The 12,042-nt window shown below is 50.9% G+C and carries 8 protein-coding genes and 1 tRNA gene; 4 read left to right on the top strand and 5 right to left on the bottom strand.

Features of this window, described 5'->3' with window-relative positions; all coding sequences use genetic code 11:
- A complete protein-coding gene (locus tag IQ268_RS03930; RefSeq protein WP_193875736.1) occupies window positions 1-519 on the top strand; it encodes a Tfp pilus assembly protein FimT/FimU in 519 nt (172 codons plus the stop codon).
- A gap of 166 nt (window positions 520-685) precedes the next feature.
- Here the strand turns inward: IQ268_RS03930 and rpiA are convergent, their stop codons facing one another.
- Window positions 686-1,396, bottom strand: a complete 711-nt coding sequence (rpiA, locus tag IQ268_RS03925; protein ID WP_193875734.1) for a ribose-5-phosphate isomerase RpiA — start codon at window positions 1,394-1,396, stop codon at window positions 686-688.
- A gap of 105 nt (window positions 1,397-1,501) precedes the next feature.
- On the opposite strand from rpiA, the gene IQ268_RS03920 reads away from it, so the two are divergent.
- Window positions 1,502-2,716 (top strand): tetratricopeptide repeat protein, encoded by a 1,215-nt coding sequence (locus IQ268_RS03920; RefSeq protein ID WP_193875732.1) that lies wholly within the window; start codon window positions 1,502-1,504, stop codon window positions 2,714-2,716.
- An 82-nt stretch (window positions 2,717-2,798) separates the two neighbouring features.
- Here IQ268_RS03920 and IQ268_RS03915 read toward each other — a convergent pair.
- Both IQ268_RS03915 and IQ268_RS03910 read right to left on the bottom strand, forming a co-directional pair.
- Window positions 2,799-2,872: transfer RNA gene (locus IQ268_RS03915), tRNA-Val, on the bottom strand.
- Between the two features lie 48 nt (window positions 2,873-2,920).
- Entirely contained in the window at window positions 2,921-7,723 is a 4,803-nt protein-coding gene (locus IQ268_RS03910; RefSeq protein WP_193875730.1) for a translocation/assembly module TamB domain-containing protein, read from the bottom strand.
- 282 nt (window positions 7,724-8,005) lie between these two features.
- Between IQ268_RS03910 and IQ268_RS03905 the strand changes: the two genes are divergently transcribed.
- Together IQ268_RS03905 and murQ are read left to right on the top strand one after the other, a co-directional pair.
- Window positions 8,006-8,389, top strand: coding sequence for a DUF3110 domain-containing protein (locus IQ268_RS03905; RefSeq protein WP_193875728.1), 384 nt, complete (start codon window positions 8,006-8,008; stop codon window positions 8,387-8,389).
- A gap of 28 nt (window positions 8,390-8,417) precedes the next feature.
- A complete protein-coding gene (gene murQ / locus IQ268_RS03900; protein ID WP_193875727.1) occupies window positions 8,418-9,365 on the top strand; it encodes an N-acetylmuramic acid 6-phosphate etherase in 948 nt (315 codons plus the stop codon).
- A gap of 19 nt (window positions 9,366-9,384) precedes the next feature.
- Here murQ and IQ268_RS03895 read toward each other — a convergent pair whose 3' ends face one another.
- Window positions 9,385-10,269 carry a S1 RNA-binding domain-containing protein gene (locus IQ268_RS03895; RefSeq protein ID WP_193875726.1) on the bottom strand — a complete coding sequence of 295 codons (885 nt, stop codon included), beginning with the start codon at window positions 10,267-10,269 and terminating at the stop codon, window positions 9,385-9,387.
- 382 nt (window positions 10,270-10,651) lie between these two features.
- Window positions 10,652-11,392: a dienelactone hydrolase family protein gene (locus tag IQ268_RS03890; RefSeq protein WP_193875725.1), complete on the bottom strand. Its 741-nt coding sequence runs from the start codon at window positions 11,390-11,392 to the stop codon at window positions 10,652-10,654.
- Window positions 11,393-12,042: the final 650 nt, after the last annotated feature.

The raw sequence follows: 12,042 nt of genomic DNA, 5'->3' as shown, positions 1-12,042 counted from the left end.
ATGACAAATAAGGGATGTCCAAAGCGTTCGATCGCCGGATTCTCACTCATCGAACTGCTGATCGTCATAGCAATTGTTGGAGCGTTGGCGGCGATCGCCGCTCCAAGCTGGCTGGCTTTCTTGAACAATCGACGGGCAACGGCCATGAGCGATCAGATTCTCCAGGGAATCCGGCAAACTCAGTCAGACGCAATTCGCAGCCGCCAGCCTCAAATCCTTGGCTTCAATCCAACCGCTATTCCTCCGACAATTACAGTGAGAGGAATTACCCAACAATTAGGCGTTGGCGAGATCTCGCCTACCGCCATTAATCTGCAAGCGGTAGACAATGCTGGTACTGCCGTCAGTCAAATTCAGTTTGATGCCTCCGGAACCGTTGCTGCCGATCTAAATTTACCCATTGCCATTCGAGTTACAACCCCAGCCACGGGCGGAAGCAGACGGTGTGTCGTTTTGCAAACGATCCTGGGAGCCACACAAACGTTGAGCCGTGGAGACGACGCTACGCTGTGTCCCTAACTCGTTACTGCATCTAAACTTTCATCCGAATACAACACAAGGCAGAGGGCTATCCCTCTGCCTTTTCAATTGTGGTTGAGTTACGCTGCTTCAATGCTGACGAGTATTAAAGTAGGCTCCGTACGCATCATCAAATGGATAGGAGTTCAACCCTTCACTGATTGCGTTAGAGTTCCCGCACAGAGGGCTGTTCCCCTTGAATTTCACCGATCAGCACGACATCCGCCAAACCAACAAATAGGCCGTTTTCTAGAACGCCTGGAATGTTGTTGATTGTTTTCTCCAAGGCGGCTGGGTCCGCGATCGCCCCAAAGTCAACATCTAGAACCATATTGCCTTGATCGGTAATTACAGGGCCATCCTTCTTCACTCCCATCCGCAGTTCCGATTTGCCGCCTAGCTTTTCGATCGCCCGTGTAACTGGACTAACAGCCATTGGCAAAACCTCAACTGGCAACGGAAACGTAGTACCCAATTGATCGACAATTTTGGAGCTATCAACCACAACAATAAACAGGTCGGCCAGGCCATCGACCACCTTCTCGCGAGTATGAGCTGCTCCACCGCCCTTGATTAAATTCTTTTGCGGATCAACTTCATCTGCTCCATCAATTGCAATATCAATTGTCTCAATCTCATCTAGAGTTGTGAGAGGAATTCCATATTGCTTTGCTAAAACCGACGCTTGGAAAGAAGTTGGAACGCCTTTGATATCTTTCAAGTCACCAGATTTAAGACGCTCACCAATAAACTGAATGGCAAAGGCAGTTGTTGATCCCGTTCCCAAACCAACAATAGACCCAGATTGCACTCGCTCAGCCGCCGATCTGCCGACCTGCTGCTTCATCAACTTTACAGGATCGTGCCCTGCCGTCATTGTAGAACCTCCTTAAAACAGACGAACGTTGTCTAATTGATAGACGGTTTCTAGCATATCGTTTGAACTGCCCAATCCCACTTTATTCTCATCAATTCAGTCTTTATGCCTTTTAGTCGAGATTCTACGACCGATGACAATGAGCCATCCGAGCAGGAGGGGAACGCTCCAGACCATCCGCCGACCAGCAATGCGCTGAGGTCTAATCAAGCCCAAGCGAATTTGCTTTGCCATCGGGGTTGGTACTTGACCCAGGCTGGACAATATGAGCAGGCGATCGCCAGTTTTGAGCAAGCATTAGAGCTTCAACCCGACTGTTACTACGCTGCACTCTATAAAGTTGTTAGCCTCGCTATGTCAGGCCAGTTTTTGAAATATTGTACCCGTTCAAATACTCGAGCAAAACTAGCGAAAGATTGGCTGATCATTCTCAATTTTTTGAAGTATCGCCTGTTTTTCCTAATCGGATTTATTGGGGTTTTAGCCTATGGAAAAGGAACGTGGATCGAAAGCATTAAGGATGCTCTACCGATCGCGCTTTCGGTAGGTATTATTGTTTTGATTGCTGTAGATTTGTGGAAAAACCGCTCACGAATTCATTTTATTTGGCAAACCTATTTCGGTTGTGGCATTCTCACTTATCTGCGCGCGATCGGAATCATTGTAGTAACCCTACAACTGTACACATTCGCAGATCATCATGCACTGCCCTTCATGCGATGGGGATGGGCCGATGCTGTGTTTGGTCAACCTGGCAACATTATTTTCCAGCCGTTCAACTTAGTAGAAGCCTATCCAGAGTGGGGGAGCCATTCTCTTGCTAATTCCGCTGACATAATCCGGCATTCTGTTGCGTTGATACATGTGGCAGTCAGCCCATCGCCTGCCTTGTTGGAGCATACTTTTCTGGGAACAATTGCCACTGGCCTCAACAGCAATACCCTGAAAATATTGACCGTTGTTTTTGTGATTGCTTTTTGGCTATTGCTATTGCTAGGAATTCCATTTTGGGCAATGCTAGAGGAACGAATCTTTCGTAAAGGTGCCAACACTTGGCGAAAAATTGGTATTCGCTCCGTCCAGTTTGGCATGGTTCATCTATTAGTTGGAATCCCGCTTTTGGGTGGATTTGTCTTAATTGTGCCAGGTTTTTTGTTTGCCTGTCGGTACAAGTATGTGCGCGATCGCCACTGGCATAAAACGAAGGATTCGATTCGGGCAGAAGAGATGGGAGTTCTCGCCAGTACAGCCGATCATGCGTCCTATAACGCCATTCTTGTCACCCTGCTGGTCGGCACTTTGTTGCTGTTTCCAGGCTAGAGTTAGTCCATAAATTAGCAATTGTAGCGATCGCAGCACCGATTAGTTGAGACGGCTGCTATGAAAAATAGACTCTGTAGAATGGACACAACTGGACTCGAACCAGTGACCCCCACGATGTCAACGTGGTGCTCTAACCAACTGAGCTATGCGTCCGCAAGGATTTCAAGAATAGCATAGCCTCCTGCACAAACACAAGCGTTATCAAAAACTGGTTCTAAACTCCAGAACCGCACGGCTGTCGCCCGATAGGTTCGTTGCACCGCGCAGCAGGAATTCATCCGTTAAGCGATAGCGGATGTTATATTGCGTGGGCACTTCAGCCGTCAAGACCTGCAACAGCGAGACTGAAATATTGTCAGTAATGTCGGTGCCTAGCTCAGCAGCCAGCCCAAAGGTAGAAGTGCGCTCTTCATCATTGATGATGGTGGTGGGAAACAGGCGAAACTCGCTTAAGCCCAAGGTATTGCCGATCAAGTTTTGCACATTGCTGAGCAAGGCAGAACCCGCTAAGTTGGCGATCGCCAAAGTGGCATCTCCTCGACCCAGCGTATCAATGAAACCGCCACCCAATAAGGCAATTAACTCAGTATCCGAACGAGACGGACTGCTCGAGAGTTCCAAGTTGTCGTAGATTTCACTGGCTGGCCCCGTCACGGTTGCTTCGACTCGAACGGTTTGAACCTCGCCAAACTCTGCTGCCGAGCTGACATCCGCTACTTCAGAACTAAAGAACGGCGAAGCAGATTGCTGGAATAACGGTGCCCGAGTCACCTCTAGAACAGAGGTCACCAATTGCACATCAAGGAACGGATCTAGCCCATCATCGGGATCAAACGTCACCGTATTGGGATAACGCCGCGCCAGATTGAATTGGCTGGTAAATAGATTAACCTGACCACTGCGGAGATTAATAACACCGTCTGGACGCAGATCGCTAAGCGTACCGTTGACCACTAAATCGCCTGTTGCCACAAAGCTAAGCAGCGGTTCTCGAGTGACTTGCAAATTATTCCCCAGCGTCAACATTAAGTTGTCGAGTTGAATGGGGGTTTCCTCATCTGCGGCGGGGATACCGGCTCCACCCGCACCGGGGGTACCAGCTTCAGAGCCATCTGGAATAGCAATACGACCGTTGCTAAGCAAAATGTTACCGCCAATCATCGGAGCAAGCGCAGTGCCCGTGATGATTGCCTGTCCTTCCACGCCGCCGTTATACAGTCCTTTAAAGTTGAGGTCGATACCATCTAACGCTACGGTGAGCGGTGTAGCCCGATCGGGGCTAGTTGCTGGAAGCGGTAAGAAGATTGGAATGATCCCCTGAGCCGCAACAGCACCATCGCTAAACTGTCCCTGAAGCGATTCAACCACAATGCGATCGGTATTAAACAGCACCGTTCCGGTCACATCAGTGATCGGTTCTGGCAACGCTTGCGAGGTGAACCGGGCACCATCAAAGGTTGCAATTCCATTTGCTCGCGGTTGGGATAGCGTGCCCCGAACTTGAAGATTGACGGCTCCTTCGCCACCACGCCACGCTACTTGATTGGTAAGCAGGTTGATTAGCCCCAACCCCTCATTGGCAACGTCCACGTCCAGACTCAGTTCGTCTGTGTCGGGCTGCCTGGTCATAAAGGGGAAGGCGTAAGGGATGTTTCCAACCACGGTGAGCGGTTGATTTTCCTCAATGACCACCACTCGGCCATCGAAGTTGAGACGGGCATCACTATAGCCAAAGATGCTTCTCGCCCCCTGAACGGCGGTATCGCTAAGCGTGGCATCGGTCAGGGTGATTTCCCCCAGCACTTGTGGATTTCCCAGGCTACCCGACAGCGTTGCCGTGGCGTTGAGGTCGCCTGCAATATCAAGCGGCACATCAAACAAATCTACCAGGGCTTCTGCGGGGACGTTTTGGGCGCGAAGCTGACCCGACTGTTCTTCTCCTCCCACTTGCCCAGAGAAAGTGAGCAGCGTTTCGTCAGATTCAAACCGCAGCGGCAGTAACGTTACAACTCCATTAGACAGGCTGCCGTCGGCAACAATTTGATCAACCTGATAGTCTTCCCAGACCCAATCTTGCCCACGCAGGCTGAAGTCGAGTTCAACGCCAGTTTGTGGCGCAAAGGCAATGTCCACTTGCCCAGTGAATATCCCTTCTAAACTGCTGAGGTCAGGTAAAAAATTGGCCTCTTCTCGTTGGGCAATTTGCTGTTGACGCAAAACGGCGATTTCCGAGAAGCGACGAAGCTGGTTGAGCAGGGAGGTATTGGGATTGCCAACCCCAACTGGCGCAACGGCGATCGCTGGGTCATAGGTGGGAGAACGAAAGCCCCGGCCAAAATCGCTCAGTTCAAAGATTTGCAGAGCCGTTAAGATATCCTCAACCCGGCCAGGTTCAGCCGTAATTTGTCCCTGTAGCTGTTTGGCCTGGGAGTCAAAGTTGCCTGATATCAGATAGCGGCTTCCCGCTTGCTGCAATTCACCGTTGTTTAAAGTGGCAACACCGTTGATGTAGCGGATTTGACCCGTAAAGCTGTCGCCAGCAATGTAACCAAGAGCGGGGTCGGCGATCGCCACTTCCCCCACCACCTGCGGATTGGACAAATCGGCAATGTTGAGGTTGAAGTTACCGTTCAGCGTTCCCCGCACGCTGCCAACGCCAAACTGCTCAGCCGGAGCAATATTTAGCACAGCCAGCGGGAAGTTGCGTAGCTCGGCGGCCAGCCGTTCCCCATCTCCTTCCCCGATGGCGATCGTCTCGTCTCGCTGAATCAAGAAGGAGGTCGGACGGTTTTGGGCGTTCAGCGCCACCTGAATTTGATCACGGGAACCCGCTACGTTTAAGTCTAACCCCTGGGCAGAATAGCGAATGTCGCCACTCAGCACAGGTTCAAAGGCGATCGTATTAACGGCCAACCCTTCTAGCTGGAGGGCACCGACCAAATTGGGGCTGGCTGGCGTTCCGGTTAAGCGTCCGGTAAAGTCAGCCTGTCCGGCAACGAGCACCGCCTCAGGAATGGGGAAAGACAATTCGTTGAGGTCGTAATCTTGCAGTGCCAGGTTCAAGTCTAAGCCCGTGATAGCCGGGGCACCTTCCCCTTCCACCTGGGTTAAAACAAAACCGTCGGCGCGGAAGCCAGTTGCAGTAGCCTGGTCTACCCGAACGCGATCGCCCAGCCAGCGAACGTTGGCCGTAAGAGAGCGATCGATTGGGCCGATACCTCTAGAAAATTGGGCATTTCCCTGCGCTTGAATCGCCTCTGGCCTGACATCATCAAGGCTGCCAGACAGTTGAAAACTGCCGCCAAACAGTCCGCGCAAATCGCTCGAAAAACGAGCCAATTGAATTTGAGATGCATCGACAACCGCCTGCCAGCGTCGGTCAACAATCTGGCCTCTGCCGCGCACCGTTCCACCTGCCACTTGCAGCACCGTATTGCGAAACTGAGTAGTGCCGCCAGCGACCACGATCTCGCCTTGAGCTGGATAGGTTCCTTCTGGCGCACGCCAGTTAACGATCGTTTGAAAATCACCCAATGGCCCAAACACCTGGGCATTAGCGTTCACTTGTCCAATGTTGATCTGTTCAGCGTTGAAGCCATAGAGACGAGCAATCGGATCGCCGGGCACGTTTTGCCCCTGGATATCAAACACCACGCCGCCGCGATCGCCAAATTCAATGCGACCATTGCCTGTAACTTGCCCACCCACCGTAGGGTTGGCCGCAATTTCGTTAAACGTCAATCCTTGAGGGGTCAGAGTAAAGCGAGTCCGCACGTTTTCAACATCAACCCGATCGACCCGTGCCGTGCGAATGCTGGTTGCAATTCCGGTGAGCAGAGGGCTGTCGATCGCGCCAGCCAAATCCAAATCGGCACGCAGATTGCCTGCCACCGGAACTGGAGTGTCCAGGTCAAACGTGTTGAGCAACTGCGCCACAGTGGCGTTGGGCACTCTGGCAGTGAGGTTATATCCATTTTGGGTGTGCAGACTTCCCCCAGCAATCAGCGGAATTTCACCATAGAGCGCCCGCACATTCTGGAAGAAAATTTGCTGTTCGTTAAAGCGCAGCGTGCCGTTGCCCTGACTAAAGAGATTGGGAACGTTCTCAATAACGACCGTGGCATCTTGAAATTGCACCGTTCCAAACAGGTCGAGCGGCTCATCGTCCGGGGGAAATTGCACCTCTAAATCGGTGTTTAACAACCCGGCAGTGAGGTCAAGCGGCAAGGGAATAAGCTGATTAACATCGGTTGCCAGCAGGTCTTGACTGCGAACTCGCAGGATTGTTTCTCTGGTTTCTAAGTCAGTTTCGCCTTGAATTTGGAGTTGGCCGCTCGAAACGAGACGACCTGAAACGTCATAGGAAATTTGCTGGTTCCGGTTGCGAAAGACCGCAGCACCGTTTACATCAGTTAACGTAATTAGCGATCGTTCTGCGGCTGGAAGCGGCGGGTCGGTTGCATCGGTAGCTTGGCGCACGTTTGGATGCGGAGCAACGACTAACCGCGAATTCCTGACTCGAATTTCATTCAGTTCTGTCCGAATCGGCCCTTCCGATTCTTGCTGCTGAATTTCGGTGATAATCCAGCGTCCGTCTGGCGTTTGGTCAACATACAAATCGGCTTCAGCTAGCGTGATGTCTAGCCGCAGCGTTCGCGTCGTCAATAGTTCTAACAGGTTGAACCCAACCGCTACCGTTTCAACAGTGGCGCGATCGGCATCAGTTTCAGTGGGTGGCAGTTCTGACGGCCCAAACCGCAGCCCGTTCAGGTTAATCGTCTCCAGGTCTCCCAGATCGACGGGACGATTTAAAGTTTGTCTTAGATTTTGCTCGATTAAAGGGGCAAGCTGTTCGTGAATAAATACCCAGGCCCACCAGGCTCCGCCGATTCCCCCGACTAAAACAACACCTGCCAACAAAAAACCAGCACGCCGCCAGCCAAGTCGTGAACGGCGGCTGGTTACAGGTTCAGGCTCTTGACCTGAATTTGGAGAATTTGTCATCTCGTCCTCGCCCTACAAACCATCGCCATCGATGATGTCACGATTACCAAAGGAACAAGGTAGCTTCAATAAACCTGCGCTCAACATACAGGCTTTTTAGTACTAATACAATGGCGATTAGAGCATATCTCAGAAACTTGCCAATGTAAGTGGACGTTACCAAAATTGAGACTGAGAATCACATGGTCTTGCCTAAAAGAACCTTTACCCCACTACCATAGACAGTCGAGGCAGTCGAAGTAGTGTAGAAACAAGTCTTGGTTCAGAATTCTTAGGAAAACTATGCAAGTGTTCGTTTTACTATTTAATGCCCGCACAGAAAATGAAGGAATTCATACGCTAAAGGTGGGCGATCGCAACGTCGTATTGATGTTTGAATCGGAAGAAGATGCGACTCGGTTTGGGCTGATGCTAGAAGCGCAAGACTTTTCCAACCCGGCGGTAGAAAGGTTTGAAGACGACGAAATTGAAGAATTTTGTCGGGAGGCAGGCTATGAGTGTAAACTCGTTCCCGAAGGAATGTTGGCCGTGCCTCCTGATCAAAATGTTGACGTTACCGACTGGCAACCCGAAGGCACAAAGGCAACCCAACCGGAATCGAGCGAATCCGAATTCTCGGACTCTGAACTGGATCGAATTCGCCGTCAGCTAGAAGGGTTACTGTGAACTGGAAGGACATCAATACGGTATGGCGATGGAAAGCACAGAGCAAGTTATAGAGCGAGGCCACTTGCTCACCGAGCAGGTGAATCCGAATAGTCATAATCTGGATGAACTGACGGCGCTGGATATGGTCGCTCTGTTTAATCAAGAAGATGCCCAGGCGATCGCAGCAGTGGCAGCAGCTCGCAGTGCTCTGGCAGAAGCGATCGAGCGCACGGCTGTGGCACTACGGCAGGGAGGGCGCTTGTTTTATGTGGGTGCCGGAACCAGCGGACGTTTAGGCGTTTTAGATGCGGCGGAGTGTCCACCTACTTTCTGCACGCCCCCGGAACTGGTGCAGGGCATTATTGCAGGGGGAGCCGGAGCGCTGGTACGCAGTTCCGAAGATTTGGAAGATCGAGCCGAAGATGGCATGGAGGCGATCGCCCATCGCCAGATCACAGCATTAGATGTGGTGGTGGGCATTAGCGCCGGCGGTACAACACCGTTTGTGCAGGGGGCGCTGCGTGCCGCGCGCCAGCGAGGAGCCACCACAGTGATGATGGCTTGCGTTCCGGCGGAGCAGGTGCCCTGCGAGGTTGATATTGATATCCGCTTGCTCGTTGGCCCCGAAATTATAGCCGGATCGACGCGCCTCAAGGCCGGCACGGCAACCAAACTGGCGCTGAATATTCTCTCAACCGGGGTGATGGTCAAGCTGGGAAAAGTATACGGCAACCGTATGGTGGATGTTGCCGTCACAAACAAAAAGCTGCACGATCGCGCCCTGCGGATGCTGCAAGATCTGACGGACTTAAATCGGGAAGCGGCAGCGTTCTTGCTCGAAAAGAGCGGTCGCCGGGTCAAGCTGGCGTTGCTGATGCACTGGACTGGGGTCGATGCGGAAACGGGCGATCGCCTGTTGGCAGAACACCACGGAAACTTGCGGCAAGCAGTGCGAATCTATGGTGCTGGAGGGTCAGAACTAGGCCCCAGGTAGTACGGCATTACCAGCGAGCCTAGAGTCCTTCAACGCCCCGTGTCTCGATCGTTTTTTGCACCTTCTCAGCACGGGTTGCCGCGTCTGCCATCACCTCACCCATTTTTTCTAAAACCTCTCCAGGGTAATTCTCCAAGACTTTCGTGGAAAGGGAAATCCGTCGCTTAACGTCGTCTAAATCAATGATGACAGCTTTGATCGGCTGACCTACTTCAAAAATGGCTGGCAACGAGGCGACGTAATTTTTACTGACTTGATTGATGTGGAGTAGCCCGGTGGTTCCGTCAAAGTCAACAAATACACCAAACGGTTTGATGCCGCTAATTTTGCCGTCAACCAACTGACCAATTTGTAGCTGCTTTAAGCTAGCCGCCTGGGTTGCTAGCCGCTGCGACAAAACGAGCTTGCGGCTATCGGGGTTAATTTCCAGGAAACTGACGGTCAACGTTTTACCCACCAGCGCTTCTAGATCGCCGCGATCGACTAGGTGCGATCGTGGAATAAAGCCACGAATACCCTGGACATCAACCGTTACGCCACCTTTGTTAACACCGCCAACTCGCGCCTGTATCGTTGCGCCATCCTCTTGCATTTCCGCTAAGAGCTGCCAGGCTTTCTTAATTTCGAGCTGTCGAATCGAGAGTGTGACCTGCCCGTCTGCGTCTTGTTCGCGGATAATCAAAAATTCTCGTTCTGAGTCGATCGGTAGCAGGTCGGCTAAGTTCATGACTCGCCGTAAAGAGGCTTCCTCAAGAGGCAAAAACGCAGCCGATTTACCACCAATGTCAACATAAGCTCCGCTTGAGTCATGGCCTGCTATTTTGCCACGCACGAGCTGACCCCGTTGAAATTGGTAGTCATGCTGTTCTAGAGCTTTAGCGAAGTCGTCAGTGGAAAAGGACAAAAGTCAGCCTCCTACAGTAAATTAATATCTCTTGCAACAGGCCAAACCGGCTGACTTAAGCGATTCCCCTTGCGGACGGAATGAACGGTTTAACCAGGTTTGCAAGACTCTCAGGCTCAGTTGAGTTTTCTCAATATAATCAATTCGTGACGAGTCTGGCAGAAAATCGCATAAAGTTATTAATCAATTTGAACAAATACATATTAGAGGATGTTTTAAAGGGCTAATTTATAGCCCTTACGGGAGGCTTTTGAAACGTTTCAAACATCCCCTTGGGTTCGTCTGGGTTTAAGGTTGAACCCACCTGTAGCGGTCATGACCGCTTGAATGCTCGCGAACCACTTCGTCCTTTCAAGTTTGAACCGTGTTTTAACACATTCATCTACAAGGTGGTCTGAAACAATTCTTGCACCTGCTTCCAGGCATCAGTTGCGGCCTTGGCGTGATAGCTGCTACGCCGATCGCAGAAAAAACCGTGAGCGGCGGCTGGATAGCGAAAAACACGGTGCGAAACCTGCTGTTTTTGTAACTCTGCCTCAATCTGATCGATATGGTTAGGGGGAATACTGGCATCGTCCAGCCCAAAGAAGGCATACAGCGTACCGTGAATTTTGCAGGTTTGGGTAATCGTGGGCGCACCGCCACCCGGAATCCAGGTTGGAATGCCAGCCCCATAAAATGATGCTGTTGCCTTAATCTGGGGTAGGGTGGCAGCAAGATAGGCCACATGACCACCAAAGCAAAAGCCAATACAGCCGATCGCATCTGGCTTCACCGTGGACAATTGCTGGAGGTGGGCAATCGCACCCTGGATGTCGCCCAACAGCTCACTGGCCTGCGTTTGTTCTTTATAGGCTCGTCCCAGTTGAATATCCTCCGGAGTATAGCCCGCTTCAAAGCCGGGAGCCTGCCGCTGATAGAGAGCAGGGGCGATCGCAACGTAGCCGGCTTTAGCCAACCGCTCTGTGACATCCCGGATGTGAGCATTCACTCCAAAGATCTCTTGAATCACCACAACGGCAGGAAACGATCCAGCACCGACTGGCTCTGCCAGATACGCATCAATTGATAAGTCGCCGTTAACAACAGCGATGCTACTCGTACGAATGTCCTGATCTACCATAAAAGCGAGGTGGCTCAATCTCCGAACCAATCCTAAAGGGTTGTTTGAAAAGTAGCAAATGTGCCGCGTTCGCCTCCCTTGCCCGGTGTACCTAAAGGGCTTCAGCCCCTCCGGGTTAGGAAATGTCCAAATATTGCAATTTGAAGAACTCCGGTCGCATGGAGTTCTTGATAGTAGTTGCCATGCAATCTTTACAGTGAGTACTCCTAAAAAAACATAACCTTTTGGTAAAACACTCAATTAAACCTGCTTTAGGAAACGAAAACTAGCCATCAAAGCATCTGGTTCCAAACAGCGTAAAAACTAGCATTCCGTTTTACAAACTGCGATTTTGATGTCCCTCTTAAACGTCCTCTTATTGCTCAATTTGGTGTAATTTAATTAGGTTTGTTGATAAACTTAGGAATGTAGAGTCCCTGCGTCGAGATACAACCTAAACCTCAGCAGGTTAATTGTATTGGTTTAGTGTTACAGCATTTTGAGGTAATCTCTTCTTGAACATTTTCTAGCGTTAATCCATAACTTGCATACTTCACAAAACTCATTTATATCGGGAAAATAGAACTTCCAAACGGTAGATCTAATTATCTAAAAGTTACGTGGCAAACTACGAATAGACCCTGCTCAATTGGAGCACTGTGGAGACTCCT

The organism is Oculatella sp. LEGE 06141 (genome assembly GCF_015207605.1).
GTDB lineage: Bacteria > Cyanobacteriota > Cyanobacteriia > Elainellales > Elainellaceae > Oculatella.
This window is presented reverse-complemented; position numbering and strand designations above follow the sequence as displayed.